General features: G+C 73.3%; 21 protein-coding genes and 1 pseudogene. 11 read left to right on the top strand and 11 right to left on the bottom strand.

The features are described 5' to 3' along the window. Positions 1–195 precede the first annotated feature (195 nt). Entirely contained in the window at positions 196–834 is a 639-nt protein-coding gene (locus ACIPWA_RS12665; protein WP_400290596.1) for a TetR/AcrR family transcriptional regulator, read from the bottom strand. A 56-nt stretch (positions 835–890) separates the two neighbouring features. On the opposite strand from ACIPWA_RS12665, the pseudogene ACIPWA_RS12660 reads away from it, so the two are divergent. Continuing rightward, a pseudogene (locus ACIPWA_RS12660) lies at positions 891–1238 on the top strand (saccharopine dehydrogenase NADP-binding domain-containing protein); the annotation flags it as partial. A 701-nt stretch (positions 1239–1939) separates the two neighbouring features. On the opposite strand, the gene ACIPWA_RS12655 reads toward ACIPWA_RS12660, so the two are convergent. Continuing rightward, a complete protein-coding gene (locus ACIPWA_RS12655) occupies positions 1940–2650 on the bottom strand; it encodes a TetR/AcrR family transcriptional regulator (protein ID WP_400290594.1) in 711 nt (236 codons plus the stop codon). A 103-nt stretch (positions 2651–2753) separates the two neighbouring features. Here ACIPWA_RS12655 and ACIPWA_RS12650 point away from each other — a divergent pair, with 103 nt between their 5' ends. Further along, positions 2754–4229 carry an MFS transporter gene (locus ACIPWA_RS12650; RefSeq protein ID WP_400290591.1) on the top strand — a complete coding sequence of 492 codons (1476 nt, stop codon included), beginning with the start codon at positions 2754–2756 and terminating at the stop codon, positions 4227–4229. Between the two features lie 85 nt (positions 4230–4314). Here the strand turns inward: ACIPWA_RS12650 and ACIPWA_RS12645 are convergent, their stop codons facing one another. Together ACIPWA_RS12645 and nhaA are read right to left on the bottom strand one after the other, a co-directional pair. Next, positions 4315–6189, bottom strand: a complete 1875-nt coding sequence (locus ACIPWA_RS12645) for an alpha/beta hydrolase (protein WP_400290590.1) — start codon at positions 6187–6189, stop codon at positions 4315–4317. Between the two features lie 56 nt (positions 6190–6245). After that, the gene (nhaA, locus tag ACIPWA_RS12640; RefSeq protein ID WP_056765542.1) at positions 6246–7514 is read right to left on the bottom strand and encodes a Na+/H+ antiporter NhaA; all 1269 of its coding nucleotides are present in this window, start codon (positions 7512–7514) and stop codon (positions 6246–6248) included. A 378-nt stretch (positions 7515–7892) separates the two neighbouring features. On the opposite strand from nhaA, the gene ACIPWA_RS12635 reads away from it, so the two are divergent. Continuing rightward, positions 7893–8666, top strand: coding sequence for a YqeB family protein (locus tag ACIPWA_RS12635; protein ID WP_400290588.1), 774 nt, complete (start codon positions 7893–7895; stop codon positions 8664–8666). A gap of 5 nt (positions 8667–8671) precedes the next feature. Here ACIPWA_RS12635 and ACIPWA_RS12630 read toward each other — a convergent pair whose 3' ends face one another. Beyond that, positions 8672–9247 (bottom strand): DUF1697 domain-containing protein, encoded by a 576-nt coding sequence (locus ACIPWA_RS12630; RefSeq protein WP_400290586.1) that lies wholly within the window; start codon positions 9245–9247, stop codon positions 8672–8674. Between the two features lie 3 nt (positions 9248–9250). Further along, positions 9251–10408 carry a formylglycine-generating enzyme family protein gene (locus ACIPWA_RS12625; RefSeq protein ID WP_449870898.1) on the bottom strand — a complete coding sequence of 386 codons (1158 nt, stop codon included), beginning with the start codon at positions 10406–10408 and terminating at the stop codon, positions 9251–9253. A 636-nt stretch (positions 10409–11044) separates the two neighbouring features. Here ACIPWA_RS12625 and ACIPWA_RS12620 point away from each other — a divergent pair. The 3 genes from ACIPWA_RS12620 to ACIPWA_RS12610 all read left to right on the top strand — a co-directional run bounded on the left by ACIPWA_RS12620 (position 11045) and on the right by ACIPWA_RS12610 (position 15182). Then, a complete protein-coding gene (locus ACIPWA_RS12620; protein WP_400290583.1) occupies positions 11045–11680 on the top strand; it encodes a PadR family transcriptional regulator in 636 nt (211 codons plus the stop codon). Between the two features lie 84 nt (positions 11681–11764). After that, positions 11765–13459, top strand: a complete 1695-nt coding sequence (locus tag ACIPWA_RS12615; RefSeq protein ID WP_400290581.1) for a DHA2 family efflux MFS transporter permease subunit — start codon at positions 11765–11767, stop codon at positions 13457–13459. Positions 13460–13922: 463 nt separating this feature from the next. Then, the gene (locus ACIPWA_RS12610) at positions 13923–15182 is read left to right on the top strand and encodes a PhoH family protein (protein WP_056654600.1); all 1260 of its coding nucleotides are present in this window, start codon (positions 13923–13925) and stop codon (positions 15180–15182) included. A gap of 69 nt (positions 15183–15251) precedes the next feature. Here the strand turns inward: ACIPWA_RS12610 and ACIPWA_RS12605 are convergent, their stop codons facing one another. Further along, on the bottom strand, positions 15252–16607 hold the full coding sequence (locus ACIPWA_RS12605; RefSeq protein ID WP_400290579.1) for an FUSC family protein: 1356 nt from the start codon (positions 16605–16607) through the stop codon (positions 15252–15254). Positions 16608–16680: 73 nt separating this feature from the next. On the opposite strand from ACIPWA_RS12605, the gene ACIPWA_RS12600 reads away from it, so the two are divergent. Further along, positions 16681–17169: a MarR family winged helix-turn-helix transcriptional regulator gene (locus ACIPWA_RS12600; protein WP_400290577.1), complete on the top strand. Its 489-nt coding sequence runs from the start codon at positions 16681–16683 to the stop codon at positions 17167–17169. Between the two features lie 260 nt (positions 17170–17429). On the opposite strand, the gene ACIPWA_RS12595 is transcribed toward ACIPWA_RS12600, so the two are convergent. After that, positions 17430–18839 (bottom strand): class II fumarate hydratase, encoded by a 1410-nt coding sequence (locus tag ACIPWA_RS12595; protein ID WP_068707447.1) that lies wholly within the window; start codon positions 18837–18839, stop codon positions 17430–17432. A 107-nt stretch (positions 18840–18946) separates the two neighbouring features. Beyond that, positions 18947–19555, bottom strand: a complete 609-nt coding sequence (locus tag ACIPWA_RS12590) for a carbonic anhydrase (protein ID WP_235534614.1) — start codon at positions 19553–19555, stop codon at positions 18947–18949. 305 nt (positions 19556–19860) lie between these two features. Here ACIPWA_RS12590 and ACIPWA_RS12585 point away from each other — a divergent pair, with 305 nt between their 5' ends. The 4 genes from ACIPWA_RS12585 (at position 19861) to ACIPWA_RS12570 (ending at position 24449) form a co-directional block, all read left to right on the top strand. Beyond that, positions 19861–21156, top strand: a complete 1296-nt coding sequence (locus ACIPWA_RS12585) for an extracellular solute-binding protein (protein WP_400290575.1) — start codon at positions 19861–19863, stop codon at positions 21154–21156. Next, positions 21153–22148, top strand: coding sequence for a carbohydrate ABC transporter permease (locus ACIPWA_RS12580; protein WP_400290573.1), 996 nt, complete (start codon positions 21153–21155; stop codon positions 22146–22148). Before ACIPWA_RS12585 ends, ACIPWA_RS12580 begins: the two co-directional genes overlap by 4 nt. After that, complete coding sequence (locus tag ACIPWA_RS12575; RefSeq protein WP_056765496.1) at positions 22145–22999, top strand: carbohydrate ABC transporter permease; 855 nt, start codon at positions 22145–22147, stop codon at positions 22997–22999. Before ACIPWA_RS12580 ends, ACIPWA_RS12575 begins: the two co-directional genes overlap by 4 nt. A gap of 178 nt (positions 23000–23177) precedes the next feature. Then, on the top strand, positions 23178–24449 hold the full coding sequence (locus ACIPWA_RS12570) for an ABC transporter ATP-binding protein (RefSeq protein WP_400290571.1): 1272 nt from the start codon (positions 23178–23180) through the stop codon (positions 24447–24449). 10 nt (positions 24450–24459) lie between these two features. Here the strand turns inward: ACIPWA_RS12570 and ACIPWA_RS12565 are convergent, their stop codons facing one another. Together ACIPWA_RS12565 and xseA are read right to left on the bottom strand one after the other, a co-directional pair. After that, positions 24460–24720: an exodeoxyribonuclease VII small subunit gene (locus tag ACIPWA_RS12565; RefSeq protein ID WP_400290569.1), complete on the bottom strand. Its 261-nt coding sequence runs from the start codon at positions 24718–24720 to the stop codon at positions 24460–24462. A gap of 60 nt (positions 24721–24780) precedes the next feature. Further along, the gene (gene xseA, locus ACIPWA_RS12560) at positions 24781–26052 is read right to left on the bottom strand and encodes an exodeoxyribonuclease VII large subunit (protein ID WP_068707436.1); all 1272 of its coding nucleotides are present in this window, start codon (positions 26050–26052) and stop codon (positions 24781–24783) included. Positions 26053–26076 lie beyond the last annotated feature (24 nt).

Genomic DNA, 26076 nt, shown 5'->3' with positions numbered 1-26076 from the left:
ACCGGGCCCGGACACACGAAAGGCCTCGCTGCGGCGAGGCCTTGGGTGGTGACGAGCGCGGTCAGCGCATCACGAAGGGCCCCGGGTGGGGCGCATCATGACGGTCGACGAGTGGCTCATACGGTCGACCCTAGCAGGGGAGCGTCGGTGGCCCGAGAGCCCGGCGGCTCCCGTGCGGCGGTCGTGCAGCGGCGCTCACCGACCCGCCGTGCCCGACGCGTCGGACGGCGCCAGGAGCTGGCGCGCGAGCGCGTCGGCGGCCCAGTCCTGCCACGCCTGGGGGGACCATCCCAGGTCGAGCACGAGCGTCCCGTAGGTGTCGGGGCCGAGCAGCGTGTGGGTCACGTCGGCCGCGGCCTCGGTGCTGGTCCGGAGCGTCGCCTTGCGGGCGAGCGCGGCGGTCAGGGTCGCGGCGACGGTCCGCCGCTGGTCCTGGTTCGCGGTCCACAGGTCGGTCAGGGCGGGCAGGCCGGGCGCGGCGTCGCGCAGCACCCGCAGCAGCGGGGCGACGCGGTCCAGGACGGCCCGGGCGCCGGCGGCGTGCAGGGCGAGGTGGCGTGCGGGGACGGGTTCGGCCAGCACCTCGTGCACCCAGGGCCGGTCGAGCGTCGCGACGTCGTCGTGGTCGCCCGCGACGCGCGCGTCGAGCAGCTCCTTGAAGAGCGCGTGCTTGGTGCCGAACGTGTAGTAGATCGTCTGCGTCGCGACGCCGGCGGCCCGGGCGACGTCGTCGACCGAGGTGCGGGTCCAGCCGTTCTCGACGAAGAGCTCGTGCGCCGCGTCGAGGATGCGGGTGCGCGTCGCGCGGGCCTTCTCGGCGCGGGTGGGCGGCATGGGGACTCCTCGGGGACGATTGACTGTAGTGAGACTACAGTGATATTCACTAGAGCATGACTCTAGTGAATGCACGGGACGTGCTCGTGATCGGTGGCTACGGTGCGGTGGGCTCGGTCGTGTGCGCACGGCTCGCCCAGGCCGTCCCCGGCCGGGTGGTGCCCGCCGGGCGCAGCCTCGCCGCGGCGCAGGAGGCGGCGCGCCAGATCGGCTCGCCCCGAGCGGAACGGGTCGACCTCGCCGACCCCGCGACCCTCGACGCGGCGCTCGACAGGGTGGGCCTCGTCGTCCTGGCCGTCGAACCGGGCGACGACCGGGTGGCCCGGGCGTGCCTCGCGCGGGGCGTGTCGCTCGTGGACGTCTCGGCGTCCCGCGGCCAGCTCGAGGCGACCGAGGTCCTCGACGAGGTCGCCCGCGAGGCGGGCGCCGCGGCCGTGCTGAGCGTGGGAGTCGCACCTGGGCTCACGAACCTGCTCGCCCGGCGTGCGCACGACCTGGTCGGCGGCGCCCAGGAGATAGACGTCGCGGTGGTCCTCGGCGGGGGCGAGGCGCACGGCGCGGACGCGATCCGCTGGACGGTCGACGGCCTGGTCGGACCACGGCCCGACGGCGGTCCTCGCCAGGTCCTGCTGCCCGCCCTCGGGCGGCGCACCGTCCACCCCTTCGACTTCTCCGACCAGCACGCCCTGCGCCGCACGCTCGACGTGCCCCGGGTGACGACCCGGTTCGCGCTCGACTCGCGCGTGCTGACGGCGTCGTTGTTCGGGGCGCGGCGCTCGGGAGTGCTGCGTGCGTTCCGCGGTGCGCGCGGGCGGCGCGCGCTCGCGGCGGTCTTCGGTGCCGTGCACGTGGGCGGCGACCGGTTCGCGCTCGCCGCCACGGCCCGCGACGGCGACCGTGCGGCGCAGGTCTCGCTCGTCGCGTCGGGCCAGGGGAGGGTCACCGGGCTGGTCGCGGCCGAGGTGGCGCTCGCGGTCCTCGCCGGGCGCGTCCCGCCGGGCGTTCGCCACGTCGAGCAGGTCGACGGCCTGGCCGACCTTCCGGAGCGGCTCGTGGCGGCCGGGGGAGACGCGGCCGTCGAGCTGTTCGTCGACGGGGTCGCGGCTCAGTCTCCCGCGGTGGTCCCGGTGTCGCGCGCGCTCCACATCGCGAGCCAGTCCTCCCACGAGGGGCCCGGGGGAAGGTCCGCGGAGGCGGCGGTCGCCGGGGAACCCGCTGACGCGGCGGCCTGCGCGAGCCCGGCGAGCGTCACGCCGAGATAGCGCAGGTGGAGGGCGTCGGCCTGCGCGCGCGGCAGGGGGAGGGGCGGGCGCAGGTGGGTGATGAGCAGCATCAGGTCCGCCGGGGTGAGGGTGGTCGGCACGAGTCCGGCCGCGCGGTCGACCACCAGGAGCTCCTCGAGCGCCCCGTGCAGCGCGGCGGACGCGGTGTCGACCTCGGGCGTCGCGGGCGGGTGCTCGCCCGAGGAGATGATGAGCGGGCCGAACGACTCGAGGATGTGCCGCCGCAGGAAGGTCTCGACGGCACCCGTCGCGGCGACCTCCGTGGTGCCGGCCCCCTGGGCGCACTCGCGCGCGATCTGTGCGAGCTCGTCGATCGCCGCGACGTGCAGCGCGCGGACCAGGGCGTTCTTGGTGCTGTAGCGCCGGTAGACCGTCCCGACGCCGACGCCTGCCCGCTCGGCGACCTGCGCGATCCTCGCCTCGGGACCGTGGAGGGAGAAGACCTCGCGCGCTGCGACCAGCACGTTGCGGTCGTTGGCGAGGGCTTCGCGCTTGCGACCGGCGAGCGGCGGCGAGGTCGGGTCCGGAGGCATGCCTTCACGGTAGCCGTCGTGGATGCTACTTTGGAACGGAACGGAGATTCCGTTCCGTTCCATCTGCTGCCGGTCCGCCGGCCATCGACCGAGAGCCGTGCCCGTGACCCGTCCTGCCCCCACGTCCACCGCCACCCTTCCCGGCACGGCCACGGCGCCGTCGGCCCCGCCCGGAGAGAGCGGCCCGGGAGTGCGGGCCAGGCCGGCCCTGGTGATCCTTGCCCTCTCGACCGCGGTCCTGGCCTTCTCGCTCATGCAGACGCTCCTGGTGCCGGCCCTCCCGACGCTGGGCGAGGCCCTCGGGTCGGGGCCGCAGGGGACGGGATGGATCCTCACGGCCTTCCTCGTCGCGGGTGCCGTGCTCGCCCCTGTCGTCGGCTCGCTCGGCGACCGCTACGGGCACCGTCGGGTCCTCGTCGTCACGCTCGTCGTCTTCGCCGCGGCGACCGTGGCCGCGGGCCTCGCGCCGAACCTGGGCGTCCTGCTCGCGGCGCGCGTCGTCCAGGGCGTGAGCACCGCGACCTTCCCGCTGGCCCTCGCGATCTCGCGCCGGTCGCTCGACGGGCGGCACCTGGTCACCGCCCTCGGGTGGCTGTCCGGGATGGTCGGGGTCGGGGCGGGCGTCGCGCTGGTCCTGGGCGGTCTGATCGTCGAGTCCCTCTCGTGGCACTGGCTCTTCTGGTCGACCGCGGCCCTGGTCCTCGTCGCGCTCGCGATGGTCCTCGCCTGGGTCCCGGCGACACCTGCCCGTCCTGCGGGACGCGCGGCGCGCACCGACTGGGCGGGGACGTTCCTGCTCGCGGGAGGTCTCGCAGGGTTGCTGCTCGCGGTCTCCCAGGGCCGGTCGTGGGGGTGGACGTCGCCGCTGACCTGGGGCGTCGGGCTCGCGGCGGTCTGCGCCCTGGCCGTGCTGGTCCTGGTCGAGCTGCGGTCGCCCGCGCCCCTGGTCGACGTGCGCACGTTCCGCAACCGGTCGCTCGTGATCACGAGCGTCCTGACCCTCGCCCTCGGGTTCGTGCCCTACGTGTTCTACGTGAGCCTGCCGCTGATCCTCCAGGCACAGCCCAGCGCCGGGTCGGGACTCACGGTCACGCAGACCGGTCTGGTGCTGCTCCCCAGCGCGGTCCTGGTGTTCGTGGGCGGGCGCGTCGCCCCGGCGCTGAGCATCCGCTTCGGCGCCAAGTCGTTGGCGATCACGGCCGTCCTGGTCATGGCCGTCGCGGGGGCGGGCCTGGCCGTCTGGCCGGGCGAGATGTGGTCCGTCCTGGTGTTCTTCACGCTCCTCGGGCTCGGCAACGGGATCGGGTTCGCGGTGTGCGCACAGCTCGTGACGATGCTCTCGCCGGCCGACGAGGTCGCGGCCGCCACGGGGCTCAACGCGGTGCTGCGCACGGTCGGGTCGGCTGTCGCGGCCCCGGTCACGACCGCGCTCCTGGCGGGGGCCGTGGTCCAGGGCGGGACCGTCTCGTCGACGACCCCGTTCTCGGTGGCCTTCGGGCTCGCTGCGGTCGTGGGCCTCGTCGCGCTGGTGGTCGCGGGAGCGCTGCCGTCGGCGCGCGCGGGCGGGGCCCGCGCCTGACCTGCGCTCGCCCAGGAACGCCGACGGCGGCGCGCACCCTCCCCGAGAAGGTGCGCGCCGCCGTCGGGCGCGGGGAGCGGGTGCCTCAGCCCGTCGAGCTCGACGCGGCCGGCTGCTTGGTCAGCATCTGCTCCTTGAGGCGCAGGGTGTCGTCCTCGTCCCAGCCGTCGGGGGCGTTGAGCGCCGACCAGCCGTCGGCGTACTCGAGGTAGTAGACGTGCCCGTGACCCGCGGGGATGTCGGAGGCAGCGGCCACGAACAGGTCGCCCGTGAGCTGCCAGAACGTCACGACGGGGCGCCACTCGACGGCGTCGAGCACGTCGGGCCCGCGGGGCTCGCGCATCCAGTCGGGCTCGGACCACAGCGTCGTGGGGGACCACCACGTGACGCCGTCGGACGCGTGCTGGACGTACACGACGCGCGGGGTCTCCCACGTGCCGGGCACGGACCAGATGTTGGCCGCGCTCGAGACCTCGGTGCCCCACCGGACCTGTGCGCCCTCCTCGTACACGGGCGAGTACTCGAGCGAGCCGGCGTCGCGGTGGGTCGTGAAGTCGGTCCAGTTGGGCGTGAAGTTGGGCGTGCCCACGAACATGGCGCCGTCCGTGCGGGTCGTCATGTCCTGCAGGCCGCTGAACGCGCCCTGCGCGCCGAACGAGCCGAGCGAGATCCCGAACGCCATGAGCCGGGGACGCGAGTCCTCGGGCTGCTTCGACCACGCCTCGTACACGGCCTCGTAGAGCGCCTTGCCCGCGTTCGGCGGGGTGCTCCGGTCACCGACGAAGCTGATCCAGCTCGGCAGGTACGAGTACTGCATCGAGGCGATCGCGGTGTCGCCGCCGTGCATGAGCTCGAGCGAGCTGCTCATGCCGGGGTCCACCCAGCCCGTGCCGGTCGTGGTGGCCACGACCAGGACCGAGCGGTCCCAGGCGTTCGTGCGGTCGAGCTCGTCGACCACGCGCTGCGCGGTCGCGTCGAGGTCGCCCTCGGGGTCGAGGCCCGCGTACACGCGGATGGGCTCCTGGACGTCTGCCGGGTCGATCACGTCGCCGCCCGCCGCGAACTCGGTCAGCTCGGCCTGCGTGGGGCCGAGCGCCACGAACCGGCGCCCCTCGGCGCCGAGCGACTCCCAGGACGAGCCGGACTCGGGCGAGCCCGACCGGTCGGGCGAGGTCGGCGGGGCGAGCTTGGGGTCGATCTGCTCGTTGGCGCTCGCGTAGACGTTGTTGAGCATGTGCAGCGCCCCGGCCCAGATCACGCCGTTGAAGAGCAGGACGACCACGACCGCGACGATCACCCCGCTCAGGAAGCGGGCGATCGGCTTGGGCATGATGTTGTCGACCAGCAGGCTCACCCACTGCGCGACGCGGCGCAGCGCGCGGCCGAGCTGCAGGACGCCGATCGCGATGAGGACCGCGACGAACACGACCGCGACGTCGTTGGCCGGCGCCTGCTCGGGCATGCCGAACAGGGCGCGCAGCTCGTGCTGCCAGCGCGCGCCGAGCACCAGGAAGAGCGGCACGAGGACGATCGTCGCGGCCCCCAGGACCCACCAGGCGATCCGGCTCACGCGCGGGCTCCAGCGGATCCGCAGCCCCACCTTGAGGGCGAACCACTCGACGAACGCCCCGATCCCGTACCCGCCGACCATGCTCATGCCCGTGATGAGCGCCTGGTAGTACCAGGCGCGGGGGATGAGCGAGGGCGTGAGCGAGTAGCAGAAGAACAGGAGGGCGAGGACGAGCCCGGTCGTGGAGAAGCGCCGTGCGTAGTGCTGGAGCCACGCCCACGCCCGACGGCGCCGCGACGGCCGGGCGCTCGGCTCGCCGTCGGGCGTGGTCGAGCGCGCGCCGGGCTCGTCCGTCGGCCCGGCAGGCTCGGCCTGGCCGACGGCCTCGGCGACCTCGGGCGACCCGGCGTCCGGAGCGTTCTCGGGCTTCTGCGTGACGTCTGGCTGCACGGGTGCGATCGTACGGGGCTGGGGGTTTCGCGCCACCGGGCGCCGGGTGAAGCGGGTCAGCGCTCGTCGTCGGCCGCGTCGCCGATGTACGTCGACACGTCGTCGGGCAGCCCGTCCTCGTTCATGTCGTTCGAGCGCTTGCGCCGGGCGTCCCAGCGCAGCGCGGCGGCCGCGAGCAGGGCCGAGATCACCGACGCCAGCAGGACCGCGGCCTTGGCCGACTCGGTGTGCTCGGAGTCGGGGAACGACAGCTCGGCGATGAGCAGCGAGACCGTGAACCCGATCCCGGCGAGCAGGCCCACGGGCAGCAGGTCGCGCACCCCGATGCCCGGGGCGAGGCGCAGCGGCGTCAGCCTCGTCACGAGCGCCGTGACGCCCAGCACGCCGATGCCCTTGCCGACCACGAGCCCCACGATGATGCCGATCGCGACCGGCTGGCCGATCATCTCGCCGACCCCGCCGCCGTCGACCAGCGAGACGCCGGCCGCGAAGAACGCGAAGATCGGCAGCGCGATCCCCGCGGAGACGGGCCGGACCACGTGCTCGTACTGGTGCGTGCGCGAGGACTTCTCGCCGAACAGGACGACGGCCGGGACCGTGAAGCCCAGGAGCACGCCCGCGACGGTCGCGTGGATCCCGGACGCGTGGACCAGGGCCCAGACGACGAACGCGAGCGGGAGCAGGAGCCACCAGTGCGTCCGGCGTCGGCGCACCAGGAACGCGAACAGCGCGACGCCCACGAGCGCCAGGCCCAGCGGGGCCCAGTGCAGCGTCTCGGTGTAGAAGACCGCGATGACGACGATCGCGAGCAGGTCGTCGACCACGGCGAGCGTGAGCAGGAAGGTGCGGATCGCGGTCGGAAGCCCGCGGCCGAACACCGCGAGGACCGCGAGCGCGAACGCGATGTCGGTCGCGGTCGGGATGGCCCAGCCGTGCACCGCGTCGGCGCCCCCGCCCCACAGCGCGACGGTGACGTAGAGGATCGCGGGCACGACCATGCCGCCCACGGCCGCGAGCATGGGCACCCCGGCCTGGCGCGGGTTGCGCAGCGAGCCCGAGACGAACTCCTGCTTGAGCTCGACGCCGACCACGAAGAAGAAGATGGCCAGCAGCCCGTCGGCGGCCCATGTGGACAGCGACAGGTCGAGGTGCAGCGCCTCGGGACCGAACGTCAGCGCGGACAGGTCGAAGTACGCCGCACGCCAGGGCGAGTTGGCCCACACGAGCGCGATGATCGCGGCCCCGATGAGGAGCGCACCGCCCGTGGTCTCGCGCGTGACCCAGCGCTTCCAGCGCTGCGCAGCGGTGGGGCGCGTCGTCGGCAGGGGAGCGGGGGCGGGGTTCTGGCTGCCCGACGGCGACGCGCTCGCCGGGAGGTTCGTCGCACCGTCCGCGGTCGCCGGGCCGGGGGTCGCGTCGCTCGTGCGAGGGGAGTCGTCCGGGGTGGGGGTGTGCTGCTCGTGCGTGCTCACAGGTCTCCTGCGGTTGAGGGGTCGTCGACGTCACGCCGACCAGACTTCCCGGCACACCAGCCTCCCATCTTACCGGTCGAGCGGCTCGGTCGGCCTGGGCCGGCTCTCGGCGGACGGTCCTGAAGGAGGACGGTGGGATCGCCCGGGGACGCCGGAAGGTGGACCTCGGCGGGCGACAGGTCCGCCGAAAGGGGGATGTCTCGGACACCTCGCCCACGGGAGCATGGACAGGTGTACGAGAAACTCTCCGACCGGCCCGACCCTGACCTCCCTCCTCGTTCCCCGGAGGAGACCGTCGTCGGGTGCTCGTCCGCCGACACGCTGTTCCTCCGCGTCGTCCTCCCGGTCCTCGGCGCCGTGGCCGGGGTCGGCCTGCGCTGGCTCGCGGCCTGGATGGCCGGTCTGTCGTGGGCGCCGTGGCAGGGCATCGCCCGTTCGGTCGACACGCTCGCCGACAGGTGGGGGGCGTGCACGGTCGTCGGGCTCGGGATCGTGGGCGCTCTCCTCGGGGCGGTCCTCGCCCAGCACCTGGTCGAGACCATGGGGCGCATCGCCGTGACGTCCACGGGGGCCGGGTTCAGGACCAAGGACACCCTCGAGACCCTCGGGCGGTCCGACGTGACCGACGTGTACGTCGAGGACCAGGAGATCGTCCTCCTCGCAGGCGAGCGGGAGGTCGGCCGGTGGCCCGCGGATCTGCCCCTCGCGAAGGTCCGGGCGGCGTTCACGAGCCACGGGTGGCCCTGGCGGGAGACCGGCGACCCCTTCCGTGCGGCCTACCGCCGCTGGGAGATCGGCGACCCGGGGCTTCCCACGGGCGCCGACGCGCTCCTGCGGGCACGGGCCGGCCTGATGGACGCGGGAAAGACCGACCACGTCCGCGCGCTGCGAGCAGACCTCGCGGCGATCGGGGTCGTCGTACGGGACGACGGGGCCGCCCAGCACTGGCGACCGGCTTCCCCGGCTGCCCCCACGGGGGCGGTCGGCGTCGAGCGCCGCGCCTGAGGCCGTCAGCCCGCCTCGGCGACCAGCCCGGCGAGCTTGGTCACCGTGTTCCAGTTCCGCGCCGTGCCCCACAGCCCGACCGTCCGCAGCAGCACCGCGGGCGTGAGCCTCGAGGTCCCGACACCGCCCTGGTACCAGGTGTAGCTGACAGGCCCGGACCACGCCATGTGCTCGACCCCGTAGCTCAGCGGGTCCAGGGCGGCGACCCGTTCGGGATCAGGTGCCGCAGGGTAGAACGTCAGCAGCAGGTGCGACGGGTCCTGGCTCGCGGCCTCGGGAAACGGGTTCGCCGCGACCGCCCGCTCGAGGTCCGCGCCCGTCAGCGCGAGCACGTCGACGTCCAGCCCCAGGCGCCGGGCGAGCCCCGCGCGCACGAGGCGCGCGACGTCGTCGGGCCCCGAGGCCCCCGACGTCCCCGGCGAGACGACGAGGTTCCCGCTGTTGAGGAGCGTGCGCGCGCCCGCGAACCCCGCGTCCTGCGCGACCGCGCGCAGGTCTGCGGAGGGGACCTTGCGGCCCCCTCCCACGTTCACCCCGCGCAGCAGCACCGCGCAGGCCGACGCGACTCCGGACCCGGCCACGCGTCAGCCCAGCAGGTTGCGCGTCGAGGCCGGCATGCTCGGCGCCACCGCCACGGGCGGGCGGACCACGCAGCGGAAGCCGATGTGGCTCGTCGCGGTGTCGACCGCCTGGGGAGAACGAGCCGCAGGCCGGTAGCGCAGGCAGTACTCCGGCGCGCACAGGTGCGACCCGCCCTTGAGGACCTTGCGGGGGATCGCCGAGCCGGGCTCGGCGCTCGCGGCCGCGAGCGCGTCCGAGGAGTCGCCCGGCACGCCCCCGGCCCCCTCGACCGTCGCCCGGCTGCCCAGGGGGTCGTGCGGGGCGGGGTGGGCCGCTGCCATGGCCGCGCCGGTGCTCGGCGCGCAGCACGCGGGCATCTCGATCGTGAGCGCGTCGCGCGCGGCGGCGACCTCCTCGGCCGTGCGGGCGTCGACCGCGTGGTTGGGCGTGTAGAACGACGACGTCCACTCCCAGACGTTGCCGGTCATGTCGTCGAGCCCGAACCCGTTCGCGGGGAACGTCCCCACGGGGCTCGTGCCGACCCACCCCCGGGCGCCCGTGTTGCGGTACGGGAACGAACCCTGCCAGTGGTTCGCGAGGAGCTCGCCGTCGGGCTGGTACTCGTCGCCCCAGGCGAACCGTGCGCCGTCGAGCCCGCCGCGTCCCGCGTACTCCCACTCGGCCTCGGTGGGGAGCGACCTGCCCGCCCACGCCGCGTAGGCCTGGGCGTCCTCGTACGAGACCTGCACGACCGGGTGGTCCTCGCGCCCGGTGATCGAGCTGCCCGGGCCGTGCGGTGCGCTCCACCGGGCCCCGGGCTGCCAGCGCCACCACTGGCGCCAGTCGGAGAGGTTCACGGGGCCCGCCGTCGGGGTGAAGACGAGCGCACCCGGCTGGAGGTCCTCGGCCGCGACGCCCGGGTAGTCGGCCGGGTCGAGCGGACGCTCGGCGACCGTGACGTAGCCGGTCGCGTCGACGAACGCCGCGAACTGCGCGTTGGTCACGGGGTGCTGCTCGATCTCGAACGGGCCGACCGTGACCTCGTGGACCGGGGCCTCGTCGGGGTAGAACTCGGTCGATCCCCGCCGGTAGGTGCCGCCGGGCAGCGGGACCAGGGGCGAGAGGGGCGAGGCCGCGCCCGCCGTCGAGCGGGCCGCCGGGCGGGCTGTCGAGCCCGGCATCGAGCCGGGCAGGGGGGCGCCCGCCGTCGTCTCACCGACCGGACCTCGTGCCTGCTCGGGTGCCGATGACGTGCCCGCTGCCGTGTCCATGCGTCTCCTCGTGTCGAGCTCGTTCTCGATACCCGCTCTGATGCTGCTCCGGTGGCGGGCCGTCCCTGCGTCCGCGCCGACGCCGCTGGGTGGGCGGCGGTCGGGTGTGCTCGTGACCTGCAGCGATGCTGCTCGGCCCTCTCGCACGACCCGCCTGACCGAGCCTAGTGCCGCGGGCGGTGGCGGGAGTAGTCGACATCTCGGCAGCAGTCGAACACCTCTGTCGTGTCCGTCGGGCCGTGGGGCGCGAGGTAGAGGCCGGCCGTCGAGGTAGAGGGTTCGCGCCCTCTACCTCGACGCCGGCCCTCTTTCTCGGCGGACGACGTCCCGGCCGCGTGACGTGCCCCACGGTGGGGGGCTTCTCTCTCGACCCACCGGTCGCAGGGGCGTATATTCCGACGGGAATATTCCTGGGGGAGCGAACGCGTCCGAGCACTCGGCGCGTGCGCCCGGCCCGTCGGTCGGCCGGCCCCGCCGACCATCACGGCCCGCCCGGCCGCCCGAACCAAGCGACGAACGAACGAACCGCCGTCAGGAGGAGAGCGCATGGCACGCAAGGAGCTGTCCGCCGCCGCGCTCCTCCTGCTCGGGCTCCTCCACGAGCAGCCCATGCACCCCTACCAGGTCCACCAGACGCTCAAGCAGCGCGGGGACGACCGGCTCGCGAGCATCACGCCGGGCTCGGTCTACCACGCGATGGACCGCCTCGCGGCGGACGGGTATGTCGAGGTGGTCGGTACCGACCGCGAGGGCAACCGGCCCCAGCGGACCACGTACCGCCTGACGGAGGGCGGGCGGGACGCGTTCGCGGACCGCACGGCCCTGCTCCTCGGTCACCCCCGGCGCGAGCACCCGTGCTTCCCGCTCGCGCTGTCCCAGGCCCACGCGATCGGCCACCAGAGCGCGGTCGATGCGCTGCGAGCCCGCCGGGCCGCGACGGCCGACGAGCTCGCCTCCTACACCAGCAGGTACGACGTCGTCCGGCACCACGGGCTGCCGCGTCGCCTCCTGCTCGACGTCGAGTACGACATCCACCGGATCGAGTCCGAGCTGGCCTGGCTCGACGGCCTGCTCGCCGACCTCGACTCCGGAGCCCTGGACTGGGACGAGTCCGTCCCGCAGTCCTTCCGTGACTTCGCTGCCGCCCGCTCGCAGGCGGCAGCGACGGATCACGTGCCCTGACGGGCCGCCGGCGTCACGCCGGTGCCGCTGCTCGCGCAGCCTTCTCGCACACCCCCGCACCTCTCCGAGCCCCGAGGACCACCCATGACCACGCCACCCTCTTCCGGGAGCCTGCCGACGGCAGGCACCCGGACGGCCCCCGCCACGCCGCCTTCCCCAGCCGACGCGCCGGTGGGCCCGCCGGCTCCTGCCGGACCCCCGCTCGTCGACCTCGGCGGGCGCAGCCCGTGGAGCATCCTGCCCGCGCTGTGCCTGGGCTTCTTCATGATCATGGTCGACACCACGATCGTGAACATCGCGGTCCCCACGCTGGTCGACACGTTCGACACGACCCTGACCGCGGTGGGCTGGGTCAACAGCGCCTACCTGCTCAGCTACGCGGTGCTCCTCCTGCTCGCCGGGCGCCTGGGCGACCGGTTCGGCCCCAAGCCCGTGTTCGTCCTGGGCCTCGTGGTCTTCACGCTCTCGTCGCTGTGGTGCGGGCTGTCGGGATCGGTCGAGATGCTCATCGTGGCGCGCGCGGTCCAGGGCGTCGGCGCGGCGCTCATGACCCCGCAGACCATGTCGATGATCACGCGCGTCTTCCCACCGCGTCAGCGCGGGGCCGCGATGGGTCTGTGGGGAGCGGTCGCGGGCGTCGCGACCATCGCGGGCCCGCTGCTCGGCGGCGTGTTCGTCGAGACCTGGGGCTGGGAGTGGATCTTCTTCGTCAACATCCCCGTGGGCGTCGTGGCTCTCGTCCTGGCGCTGCGGAGCCTGCCGTCGCTGCCCACCAACAAGCGCAGCTTCGACATGATCGGCGTCGCGCTCTCGATCGTGGGCCTGTTCCTGTTCGTGTTCGGCCTGCAGGAGGGCGAGACCTACCACTGGGGCACCGTCGTGGGACCTCTCACCATCTGGTCGATCATCGGCCTGGGCGTCCTGGTGCTCGCGGCGTTCGTGCTGTGGCAGCGGCACCTAGGCGACCGCGCCCTGCTGCCGCTCACGCTGTTCCACTCGCGCAACTTCTCGCTCGCGAACGTGTCCGGCATGGCCGTGTCGTTCGGGATGATCGGGATCTTCTTCCCGCTGACGATCTTCCTGCAGTCGATCCTGGGGCTCTCGCCGATCGAGGCCGCGCTCATCAACCTGCCGGGATCGCTCGTGTCCGGCGTCGTGGCGCCGTTCGCGGGCAGGTTGTCCGACCGGATCCCGGCCAAGTGGGTCGTGGCGACGGGCTTCGCGCTGCTCGCCGCCTCGGTCGTGTGGCTGAGCGTCGCGGTCGCGCCCGACGCGAGCACCCTGTCCATCGTCGCGCCCATGACCCTGTTCGGGATCGGGACCGGGGCCGTGTTCTCGCCGCTCGCGAACCTCGCGACCTCGGGGCTCGACCACCGCACCGCGGGCGCCGGAGCGGGCGCCTTCAACACGTTCCGCCAGGTGGGCGGCGTGATCGGGTCGGCCGCGATCGTCGCGACCCTCACGAGCCGGCTCTCGGCGACCCTGCCCGCGGCCGCGCGCGACGCCGCGGCGGGCCTGCCCGCCGACCTGCGTCAGCCGTTCGTCGACGGCTTCGCGTCGGCCGGCGGGGCGTTCACCGGGGGCGCCCAGGCCATGGAGCTGCCCGCGGGCATCCCGCCCGAGGCCGCGGCGCAGATCCGCGAGGCCGCCACGACCGCGCTGCACCAGGGCTTCTCGGTCGCGGTCGGGCAGACGCTGCTCGTCACGTCGGCGGTCCTGGTGATCGGGCTCGTCGCGGCGCTCGCCATGCGCGCGACGCACGTCGCGCACGCGGACTGAGCACTCGCGGACGGTGCCCGACGGCGGAGCGCACGTGCCGCCGTCGGGCACCCGGGGCTCGCCCACCCCGTCCCAGGGGGTGGGCGGGCCCCGCTCGCGTGAACGGCAGGTGACATCTCGGACGCGCGGCGTGTCAGGTCGACACGGCCGAACTTCACGGGCGTAGTTTCGAACGTGACGGACGACACACGTCGTCCTCCGGGAGGCCATCCGATGGAGTTTCTGCTCCGCGCAGGAGGGCCGGCACCGGCCATCCGTCGGCCGGTCGCCTGCCCCACCCAGCGAGAACGGCGCCGCGCGCCGGAGGGAGCCTGCTGTGGTCCGAACCGCCTCTGCTTCTGGAGCTGCACCCGACGTCACGGGCGTCGCGTCCCCTGACCCGACGAGCCCCGACCCCGCGACCTCCGCGGCCCGTCGTACCTTCGTCATCGACACGTCCGTGCTCCTGTCCGACCCGCGAGCCATGCTGCGCTTCGCCGAGCACGACGTCGTCCTCCCTGTCGTCGTCATCACGGAGCTCGAGGCCAAGCGGCACCACGCCGAGCTCGGGTACTTCGCCCGCAGCGCGCTGCGCATGCTCGACGACCTGCGGGTCAAGCACGGCCGCCTAGACGCCCCGCTGCCCGTGGGGGCCGTCGGCGGGACGCTGCGGGTCGAGCTCAACCACACGGACCCCACCGTGCTCCCCGCCGGGTTCCGCCTGGGCGACAACGACACGCGCATCCTGTCGGTCGCGGCCAACCTCGCGAGCGAGGGCTGCGACGTGACCGTGGTGTCCAAGGACCTGCCCATGCGGGTCAAGGCCTCCGCCGTGGGGCTGCGGGCCGAGGAGTACCGGGCCGAGCTCGCGATCGACTCGGGCTGGACGGGCATGGGCGAGATCGACGTGAGCGACGAGCAGATGGCCGACCTGTGGGAGCACGAGTCGGTCGAGCTCTCAGCTCTCGACGCCGCCACGGTCGCGGCCGCCGAGCCGCTCCTGGTGCACTCGGGGCTCGTGATCCACTCGCCGCGGGGTTCCGCGCTGGGTCGCGTCACGGCCGACAAGCACGTGCAGCTCGTCCGCGGGGACCAGGACGTGTTCGGCGTGCACGGGCGCTCGGCCGAGCAGCGCATCGCGATCGATCTGCTGCTCGACCAGGAGATCGGGATCGTGTCGCTCGGCGGGCGCGCCGGGACGGGCAAGTCCGCGCTCGCGCTCTGCGCGGGCCTCGAGGCCGTGCTCGAGAAGAGGCAGCACCGCAAGATCATGGTCTTCCGCCCCTTGTACGCCGTGGGCGGCCAGGAGCTCGGCTACCTGCCCGGCTCCGAGGCCGAGAAGATGAACCCGTGGGCGCAGGCCGTGTTCGACACCCTGGGCGCGCTCGTGTCCAAGGAGGTCATGGACGAGGTCGTGGACCGCGACGTGCTCGAGGTCCTGCCCCTGACCCACATCCGCGGGCGCTCGCTCCACGACGCGTTCGTCATCGTCGACGAGGCCCAGTCGCTCGAGCGCAACGTCCTGCTGACCGTGCTCTCGCGCATCGGGCAGTCCTCCCGGGTCGTCCTCACGCACGACGTGGCCCAGCGCGACAACCTGCGTGTCGGTCGGCACGACGGCGTCGCCGCGGTGATCGAGGCGCTCAAGGGCCACCCGCTGTTCGCGCACGTGACCCTGACGCGGTCCGAGCGCTCGCCCGTCGCGGCGCTCGTGACCGAGATGCTGGAGAGCATCGAGGTCTGACCTCGCCGGACCCGGTGCGTCGTGGCCCTCGGTCCTCACGGACCGGGGGCCACGCCTGCGCCCCCGCGGTCAGACCGCGGCACCTCCCGTGCCCGGTGCCGCCGGACGGCGCCGGGCGTGGACCAGCACCACGGCGAGCACGCCGACGAGGGCGCCGACCGCGGTGTCGAGCGCCCGGTCCAGCGCGATGCCCTCGCCCGACCCGCCGAGCGACGTCATGAGCAGGGCCATGGGCGTGATGGTCAGCATCGCGAGGCCGTAGTGACGCCCCACGACGATCTCGGTCACGACCTGGAGCACGACGACGAGCGCCGCGGTCGCCCAGAAGCCGAGGTGCGCGTCGAGCAGCGGCCACGCGATCAGGGCGCCCGCGACCGTGCCGAGCGCACGCTGGAGCGCGCGGACCACGGCGTGCTGCGTCGTCGTGCCCTGGAGCGTCGCGGTGGCGCCCATCGCGGCCCAGGCCGGGTGCCCGAACCCGGCGACCTGCGCGAGCCCCGCCGCGGCGGCCGCCGCGAGGGTCACGCGCGCCGCGCGCAGACCCCAGCCTCCGTCCGTGAGCGACGCACGGGCGGTCGCGCGCAACGAGAGGCGTGAGGGGAGGTCGGCGGGCGTCCCGGCGGCGCCGGAGAGCTCGTCGGCGAGCCGCAGCGCGGTCGCGCGCGTGCGGCCGTGCGAGGCGTCGTCGGCGAGGACGGTCCGGGCGAGGGCCACGGCGTCCTGCGCCCGCCCGACGGCGCCACGGTCGTCGGGTGCGAGGGCCGCGGCCTCGGCGGCGAGCGTCGCGCGCCGCACCGCCAGACGTGCCGGAGCGCTCGGTCGGACCAGGAATCCTGCCAGGCACACGACGCAGGCGACCACGACGCCCAGGAGCGCGGCGAGGCCTCGCGGGGCCAGGTCGGCGAACGCGGGTGCTCCCGCCAGGCCCGCGCCCGCGGCGAAGACGACGATCGTGGCGCCGGGTGCGCCCGTGCGCAGGAGCTGGCACAGCGCGGTCATGCCGCCGGCGAGCAGCGCGACGATCCCGAGCGTCACCGCGGCCGGGGCGCCCGCGGCCGTGACCGCGGTCGTGAGCAGGATCGAGCCGATCATGGTCGTGCCGACCAGCGCGAGCAGCGCGGCGCGACGGCGGTACGGGTCGAACCGGCCGTAGAGCGAGGTCAGGGCGCCGAGGGCCGCGAAGCCCGCGAGGTCCTGGTGACCGCTCGTCGCGGCGAGGACGAGCGTGAGCGCGACGCTCGCCCCGCACCGCAGGGCTGCCGCGAGGGTCGCATCGACCGAGGTCAGGCGCAGGGCGGCCCGCAGGTGTGCGGGGTCGAGGACGTCGCGCGCGGCGGTGCGGACTGGGGAGTGCTGGTCGGGTGAGTGCTGCTCGGTGGTGGCGTGGGCGGGCATGGCGGTGGCGGTCGACGAGGAGAGTGGCATCCCGTCCAGGATACGCCTCGTTCGCAGATGTTTCACTAGTGAACTAATTGGGCCGGGGCACTACGCTGGTCCCGTGGACTACGTGGAGCGCCTGCGCGAGCAGTGGGCAGAGCAGATGCCCGACGTCGACGTGTCGCCCGCCGACTCGATCGGCCGGATCACCCGTATCGCGGCGCTCCTGGCCGAGGCGAGCGACGCCGCCCTCGCGCAGCGGTCGCTGACCCGCCCCGAGCTCGAGGTGCTCACGGCCCTGCGGCGCGCGGGGCGGCCTCTGCGAGCACGCGAGGTCACGACCATCACGCGCGCGCCCGGTGCCTCGATCACCAAGCGGCTCGACCACCTCCAGCGCGAGGGGCTGGTCGAGCGCACCGTCGTCGAACGCGACCGTCGGGGCGTGCTGCTCTCGCTCACCGAGGAGGGTGAGCGCCTCGTCGACGAACTCTTCCCTGCCCAGCTCGACCGCGAGCGTGCCGCGCTCGACCGGCTCACCGACGACGAGCGCGAGCGCCTCGCCGAGCTGCTCGCGATCGTGCTGCGCCGGGTGGACCCGGTCGAGTACTGAGCCTGTCGGGTCGGCCCGGTGGCTCAGGCCCGGCTGCAGCCGACCTGGCCTGGCCCTGGCCCTGCCCGGCCCTGCCCGGCCCTGCCCGGCCCTGGCCCTGCCCGGCCCTGCCGCGCCCGGCCGCGGACGGGGCATCGGCATCGAACGACGGACCGACGACGGACGGCGTGGGCCGGGTGCCAGCACCCGGCCCACGCCGTCCGTCGTCCTCGCCGAGGCACGCGTCCCGAGGGCGCCGCTGCCTCAGTCGTTCTGGAGGGTCACGCCTGCGGAGGGCGCGTCATCGACAGGACGTCGAGCGCCGTGTCGAGCTGCGCCTCGGTGACCTCTCCGCGCTCGACGAAGCCCAGGTCGATCACTGCCTCGCGGACCGTGAGGCCCTGCTTGACCGAGTGCTTGGCGACCTTGGCCGCCGCCTCGTAGCCGATCACGCGGTTGAGCGGCGTGACGATCGACGGCGAGGACTCCGCGAGCGCGCGCGCACGCTCGACGTTGGCCGTGATGCCCGTGACGGTCTTGTCGGCGAGGACGACCGACGCGTTCGACAGCAGGCGGATCGACTCGAGCACGCCCAGCGCGATGACCGGGATCTGCACGTTGAGCTCGAAGCTCCCCGAAGCCCCGGCCCAGGCCACGGTCGCGTCGTTGCCGATCACGCGCGCGGCGATCATGAGGACGGCCTCGGGGACGACCGGGTTGACCTTGCCCGGCATGATCGACGAGCCGGGCTGCAGGTCCGGGATGAAGATCTCGCCCAGGCCCGTGTTGGGGCCCGAGCCCATCCAGCGCAGGTCGTTGCAGATCTTGGTGATCGAGACCGCGATGGTGCGCAGCGCGCCCGAGAGCTCGACGAGCCCGTCGCGCGAGCTCTGCGCCTCGAAGTGGTCACGCGCCTCGGTCAGCGGCAGGCCCGTGTCCTCGACCAGCAGCGCGATGACGCGCTGCGGGAAGCCGGCCGGCGTGTTGATGCCCGTGCCGACCGCGGTGCCGCCCAGGGGGACCTCGGCCGCGCGGGGGAGCGCCGACTCGAGGCGCTCGATCCCGTAGCGCATGGCTGCCGCGTAACCGCCGAACTCCTGGCCGAGCGTGACCGGGGTCGCGTCCATGAGGTGCGTACGGCCCGACTTCACGACCGTCGCGAACTCGGCCGCCTTGGCCTCGAGGGCCTCCGCGAGGTGCGTCAGGGCCGGGATCAGGTCGTGCACGACGCCCGCGGTCGCGGCCAGGTGCACCGACGTCGGGAAGACGTCGTTGGACGACTGCGACGCGTTGACGTGGTCGTTCGGGTGGACCTCGCGGCCCAGCGAGCGCGTGGCGAGCGTCGCGAGGACCTCGTTGGTGTTCATGTTCGACGACGTGCCGGAGCCCGTCTGGAAGATGTCGATCGGGAAGTGGGCGTCGTGGGCGCCCGAGGCGACCTCGTCGGCGGCGGCCACGATGGCGGCCGCGACGTCCTCGTCGAGCACCCCCAGCTCGGCGTTGGCGCGCGCGGCGGCCTTCTTGACACGAGCGAGGGCCTCGATGTGGCTGCGCTCGAGAGGAGTGCCCGACAGCGGGAAGTTCTCCACGGCGCGCTGCGTCTGCGCGCGGTAGAGGGCGGCCGCGGGGACGCGGACCTCACCCATGGTGTCGTGCTCGATGCGGTAGTCGGAAGCGTCGGCAGAAGTCATGGGGCTAATGGTGCCGCACGAGCGCGGGTGATCTCGAACCCGGCCGCGGGGTGGGTGCGTGCTGCACGTCACCCGCGCGGGCCGGTTCCGGTGCGGGAGTCGGGCGCTCAGACGTCCGGCGTGTCCTCGACGTCGCCCACGACCTCGACGAGCCGGGCGCGGCCGTCCGCGAGCGTGTACTCGACGCCGACGATCGCGAGCCGCCCCTCGGCCACGGCGTCAGCCAGGGCCGCCGAGTAGCCGTGGAGCATGTCGACCGTGTGGCGCACGTGCTCGCGGCGCAGCGTGTCCGGGTCGAGGGTCGCGAGGCTGCCCGTGCTGCTCGTGATGTTGACGATCGAGGGGATGACCCGGTCCACGACCGCACGGACGAACCCGTCGGCCTGCTCACCGGTCGCGAGCGTGTGGGCCGCGGCGGCGATCGCGCCACAGCTGTCGTGGCCGAGCACGACCACGAGCGGCGTGCCCAGGATGTTGACCCCGTACTCGATCGAGCCGATCACGGTCGTGTCCAGGACGTGACCCGCGGTCCGCACGACGAACACGTCGCCCAGGCCCTGGTCGAAGATGATCTCGGCGGCGACACGCGAGTCCGCGCAGCCGAAGATCACGGTGTGCGGGTGCTGCGCGACGCTGAGCTCCGCCCGGCGGGCGGCACCCTGCGAGGGGTGCTCCATCTCGTCGCGGACGAAGCGCCCGTTCCCGTCGCGGAGCATGGCCCAGGCCTCGGCGGGGGTCAGCACGGGTGGGGTCTGCTCGGTCGTCTCAGTCGTGGTCACACCCTCCATGCTCGCTCACGGGGGCCCGTCCCGTCGGCGGTGTTCACGATCCGACCCTCGCCGTGGACGCGGCGACCTGGCCGCGCGGGGCGAGCGGCGCCGTCGGGCCACCCGAGGAACCGCTCGGCGGCCCATCGGAATGTCCCTCCTGTGGCGAGTCGTCCGGGAACGGTGTAGCCCTGGGAGGAGTGAACCAACCGAGAACGGGCACGGCGCAGCGCCCGTTGGACGAAGGGGAGACCGTGCACCGACGCATCCGGGCACTCGCCGCGGCACTCGCTGTCGCGACCGTCGTGCCGCTCGCCGCGTGCAGCAGCGGAGAGGGCTCCGGCCCGCCCGTGCTCACCTGGTACATCAACCCGGACAACGGAGGACAGGCCGCGATCGCGGCATCCTGCACCGAGGCGGCGGGGGGCGCCTACACGATCGAGACGTCCCTCCTGCCGCGTGACGCCGCCGCCCAGCGCGAGCAGCTCGCGCGGCGCCTCGCCGCGAAGGACTCGTCGATCGACCTGATGAGCCTCGACCCGCCGTTCATCCCCGAGCTCGCCGAGGCGGGCTTCCTCGCCCCCGTGCCGGAGGACGTCGCGACGGCCGCGACCACAGACGTCGTGCAGGGCGCGATCGACGGCTCGACGTGGAAGGGAGAGCTCGTCGCGATCCCGTTCTGGGCCAACACCCAGCTCCTCTGGTACCGCACGTCGGTCGCCGAGGCCGCGGGCCTCGACCTCACGCAGCCCGTGACCTGGGACCAGCTCATCGACGCCGCGCAGTCCCAGGACAAGTACCTCGCGGTCCAGGGTGCCAAGGCCGAGTCGCTGACCGTGTGGATCAACGCCCTCGTCGCGTCGGCGGGCGGTCAGATCCTCGAGAACCCCGAGGCTCCCGCGGACGAGCTGAAGCTCGGGCTCGAGACCGACGCGGGCCGTGACGCGGCCCGCATCATCGGCGAGATCGGGACGTCGGGCGTCGGGGGACCGGGCCTGCCGAGCGCCGACGAGTCGGCCTCGCTCACGCTCTTCCAGGGGGACAAGGGCTCGTTCATGGTCAACTGGCCGTTCGTCTGGTCCTCGACGCAGGGCGGCGTCGAGGCGGGCTCGCTCGACCAGTCGCTGCTCGACGACATCGGCTGGACGCTCTACCCGCAGACCGTCGAGGGCAAGGACACGCGTCCGCCCTACGGCGGCATCAGCCTGGGCGTCGGGGCCTTCAGCGACCACACCGACCTCGCCTACGAGGCCGCGCAGTGCATCGTGACCCCCGATAACCAGGCCGCGTACTTCGTGTCGGACGGCAACCCGGCGGCCAGCACGACGGCCTACGACGACCCGGCCGTGCAGGAGGCCTATCCCATGTACGACGTGATCCGGCAGTCGCTCGAGCAGGCCGCACCCCGGCCGCAGACCCCGTTCTACAACGAGGTCTCGACAGGTCTGCAGCAGACCTGGTACCCGCCGTCGAGCGTGACCGAGGACGGGACCCCCGTGAAGTCGACCGACTTCATCACCGCCGTCCTGCGAGGGGAGCGACTCCTGTGAGCACCGAGACCCGGGGCGCCCACCCGGCCCGGCCCACGCCGGACCCCGCGCCCGGCGCGGACCGCAGACCCGACAAGAAGGCCAGGGCCGCGCGCAGCGACCGGGCCCGGGCCGAGGCCCGCCTCGGGTGGTACCTCGCCGGACCCGCGTTCGTCGTGATGCTGGCCGTGACGCTCTACCCGATCCTCCAGGCCTTCTACGACTCGCTGTTCAACTACAAGCTCACGGCCCCCGACGACCGCTCGTTCGTCGGGCTCGGCAACTACCTGGTGATCCTCAGCGACCCCGTGTGGTGGCGCGACTTCGCGGTGACGTTCTTCATCATGGTCGTCTCCGTGGTGGTCGAGCTCGTCCTGGGCTTCGCGCTCGCGCTCGTCATGCACCGCGCGATCAAGCGCCTGCGCGGTCTCCTGCGCACCGCGATCCTGGTGCCCTACGGGATCATCACGGTGGTCTCGGCGTTCGCGTGGTTCTACGCGTTCGACATCACCTCGGGGTACGTCAACAGCTGGTTCGACTGGGTGCCCGGGATCGGCCCCGACCTCAACTGGTTCGCGCACCAGGGCACGAGCCTGTTCGTCATCATCGCGTCCGAGGTCTGGAAGACCACGCCGTTCATCTCGCTCCTGCTGCTCGCGGGCCTCGCCCAGGTCCCGGGAGACCTCGAGGAGGCCGCGAAGGTGGACGGGGCGACGGCCTGGCAGCGCTTCTCGCGCGTGATCGTGCCCAACATGAAGGCCGCCATCATGGTCGCCGTGCTGTTCCGCGCGCTCGACGCGTTCCGCATCTTCGACAACGTCTTCATCATGACCAACGGGGCGAACAACACCGAGGTCCTGTCCTTGCTGGCCTACCGGACCTCGATCGGTCAGCTCCAGATCGGCATGGGCTCGGCCATCTCGGTCCTGCTGTTCCTGTGCGTGATCGGGATCTGCTTCGTCGCGATCAAGCTCTTCAAGGTGGATCTGGCCGGCGCGAGAGGGGAGCGATGATGGGCAGCGTCCTGAGCACCCGGGCCCGCGTGTGGTGGGCCGTCATCACGATCGTCGTCCTCGTCGGAGCCCTGTTCCCGGTCGTCTCGATCCTCATGACGAGCTTCAAGGGTCCGAGCGACATCAACTCGGGCACGTTCCTGCCCCCGCAGTGGAGCACCGACAACTACGGGCAGATCCTGTCCTCGAGCGGGTCCGCGCAGGAGCTCTTCCTGTCGGCCCTGCGGAACTCGGTGGGCATCTCGCTCATCGCGACGGCCATCGCGGTGGTCCTCGCGACCCTCGCCGCGTACGCGATCGCGCGCCTCGACTTCCCGGGCAAGCGGCTGATCCTCACGACCGCGCTCGGGGTGTCGATCTTCCCCGTGGTCTCGATCGTCACACCGCTGTTCAACCTGTGGCGCAACATCGGGTTGTACGACACGTGGCTCGGGCTCATCATCCCGTACCTGTCGCTCACGCTCCCGATCGCCATCTGGACGCTCGCGGCGTTCTTCCGCCAGATCCCGTGGGAGCTCGAGCAGGCCGCGCAGGTCGACGGCGCGACGCCCTGGCAGGCGTTCCGCAAGGTCATCGTGCCGCTCGCGGCGCCCGGCGTGTTCACCACGGCGCTCATCGCGTTCTTCATCGCGTGGAACGACTTCATCTACGGCATCTCCTTGACGTCGACGAGCGCGGCCCGTCCGGTGCCCGCGGCGCTCGCGTTCTTCACGGGGGCGTCGTACTTCGAGGAGCCGACGGGCGCGATCTCGGCCGCTGCCGTGGTCGTGACGATCCCCGTGGTGATCCTCGTGGTGCTGTTCCAGCGCCAGATCGTCTCGGGCCTCACGCAGGGGGCGGTCAAGGGATGAGCAGAGCCACCGGCCCGACGGCGCCGCTCGCCCCGAGCGGTCGCCGCACCCTGCGGACGGCGCGCCGCGCGCGGGTGCGATCTCTCCCGGCGGTGCGCGGCGCCGTCGGGCACCCGCGTGAGACCCCGTCCCGCCCCCGAACCCTTCGCTGCGCGACCCCCGACCGAGGAGAGACCTGATGGCGTCGATCACCCTCAAGGACATCGTCAAGAAGTACGGCGACGGGTTCCCCGCCGTGAACGGGGTGAGCATCGACATCGCCGACGGCGAGTTCGTGATCCTCGTCGGCCCGTCGGGCTGCGGGAAGTCGACGCTGCTGCGCATGATCGTCGGCCTCGAGGACATCACCTCGGGAGACCTGATGATCGACGGTCAGCGCGTCAACGAGAAGGCGCCCCGCGACCGCGACCTCGCGATGGTGTTCCAGAACTACGCGCTCTACCCGCACCTGACCGTCGGGGAGAACATCGCGTTCCCCCTGCGCCTGACCAGGGGGAAGTTCACCGACGCCGAGATCCGCGAGAAGGTCGAGCACGCCGCGGACCTGCTCGAGCTGCGCGAGCACCTGGACCGCAAGCCCGCGAACCTCTCGGGTGGGCAACGACAGCGTGTCGCGATGGGGCGCGCGATCGTGCGGGACGCCAAGGCGTTCCTGTTCGACGAGCCGCTGTCCAACCTGGACGCCAAGCTGCGCGGGCAGATGCGCACCGAGATCGCCCGGCTCCAGCGCCGCCTCGCGACCACGACCGTGTACGTGACCCACGACCAGACCGAGGCCATGACGCTCGGCGACCGTGTCGCGGTCCTGCGCAAGGGGGAGCTGCAGCAGCTCGCGAGCCCGCGGGCCCTGTACGAGCAGCCCGTCAACCTGTTCGTCGCCGGGTTCATCGGGTCGCCGCCCATGAACTTCCTCCCGGGGCAGGTCACGGGGGACAGCATGGAGCTGCCGTTCGGGACGTTCGACATGCCCGAGCGGATCGTGAGCGCCGTCGGTGGCCGCGAGCTCGTGATCGTGGGGCTGCGCCCCGAGCACTTCGAGGACGCGCGCTTGGTCGACCCGACCAAGAAGGACCGGGGGCGGACGTTCGACGCGCAGATCGACGTGACGGAGTGGCTCGGCGCCGAGCTCTACGCCTACGTGCCGTTCGAGATGCACGCGTCGGTCGCCGAGCAGCTCGAGGAGCTCGACCGCGAGCTCGACGGGGAGGGCCTGCGCACCCAGTTCGTCGTCGCGCTCGACTCGGCGTCGCGCGTGCGGGACGGTGACACGACCGAGCTCTGGTTCGACCCCGACAAGATGATGGTCTTCGACCCCGAGACGGGCGAGAACCTCACGCACGACCAGGACGAGGTGGACCGGCTCGACCGCGAGAACGAGGAGGACCGGCGCGCCTCGCTCGAGCGGGCTCAGGCGCAGGCCGACGCCCAGGCGCAGAAGGCCAGCGCCTGAGCGGTACCGGTCAGTCGTCCTCGGTCGCCTCGGAGGAGCTGCCCGTCGCGGACGGGGCGTCTGCAGCGCGTGCCGACGCGAGGCGCTCGCGGGCGCCGTCGAGCCACTCCTGGCAGCGGGCCGCGAGGGCCTCGCCTCGCTCCCACAGCGCGAGCGAGGCTTCGAGCGGCTCGCCGCCGGCCTCGAGGCGCGACACGACCTGGACCAGCTCGTCGCGGGCCTGCTCGTAGGTGAGGTCTGCGACGTCGGCGTGGGGAGGGGTGGTGGTCATGGTGGTGGGCCTTCCTGGGCTGGTCTGGTGGGGCGGGGTGGTGCTGGTGGCCGGACGGTCTCAGCGCACGGTGGCGTCGATCGCGCCCTGGGCGAGGCGGACGTGCAGCGCGTCGCCCGGGCTCACGTCGTCGGGGGAGCGGACGATCGCCCCGTCCGGTCCGTGCACGACGGCGTAGCCCCGCTCGAGCGTCGAGGCGGGGGACAGGGCGCGCACCTGGGCAGCGAGCCGGTCGACCTCGCCGTGCGCGCGCAGCAGGATCGCGTCGAGCGAGCGCCGGGCCCGGTCCCTCGCGGTGAGGACCTGCTGCTCGCGCGTCGAGATCATGGTCTCGGGGGCCGCGAGCACCGGGCGCGAGCGTGCGCTGTCCAGACGGGACTGTTCGCGCTGGAGCTGGTGCGTGATCGCGGCGCGGATCCGGGACCGGGCCTGCAGGACGCGCGCACGCTCCTCGCCCACGTCCGGCACGATGCGCTTGGCGGCGTCCGTGGGGGTCGAGGCGCGGTAGTCGGCGACGAGGTCCAGGAGCGGGGTGTCGGTCTCGTGGCCGATCGCGCTCACGAGCGGGGTGCGGCAGGCCGCCGCGGCCCGGACCAGGGCCTCGTTGCTGAACGGCAGGAGGTCCTCGACCGCGCCGCCGCCGCGCGCGACCACGATCACGTCGACGTCGGGGCGCGCGTCGAGCTCGGCGATCGCGGCGCTCACCTGCGCGACGGCCCCCGTGCCCTGGACCGCGACCTCGCGGATCTCGAAGCGCACCTGGGGCCAGCGGGCGCGGGCGTTGACCACGACGTCGTGCTCGGCCTTGGACTCGCGGCCGCACACCAGGCCGACGACTGCCGGGAGGAAGGGCAGCGGGACCTTGCGGGCCGCGTCGAACAGGCCCTCGGCGGCCAGGACCCGCTTGAGGTGCTCGATGCGGGCCAGCAGCTCGCCGATCCCGACCGTGCGCACCTCGTTCGCCTGGAGCTGGAACGACCCGCGCTTGGGCCAGAAGACGGGCTTGGCGTGGACGACGACGTGCGCGCCCTCGGTGAGCGGCGTGCTCGCGGCCTCGAAGACCTTGGCGAGGGCGGCGACCGGGAGCGACATGTCGGCGTCGGTGTCCCGCAGGGTCAGGAAGGCCATCGAGGCGCCGGGACGACGGTTGAGCTGGACGACCTGGCCCTCGACCCAGACGGGGGCCATCTTGTCGATGTACGCCGTGATCTTGCTCGACAGCAGCCGGACGGGCCACGGGTTCTCCGCGGTCGTGTCGAGGGCCCGGGCGGGGAGCGCGGGCGGCGGGGCGGGGCTCGTGGGGTCGGCGGTGTCGGCGGGTCGGTCGGTCACGGGTCAAGACTGCCTCATGGGACT

This window comes from Oerskovia enterophila (genome assembly GCF_044748475.1).
GTDB classification, from domain to species: domain Bacteria; phylum Actinomycetota; class Actinomycetes; order Actinomycetales; family Cellulomonadaceae; genus Oerskovia; species Oerskovia enterophila.
Note: the sequence above shows the minus strand (reverse complement) of the source record. Positions and strands in the feature narration are given on the sequence as shown.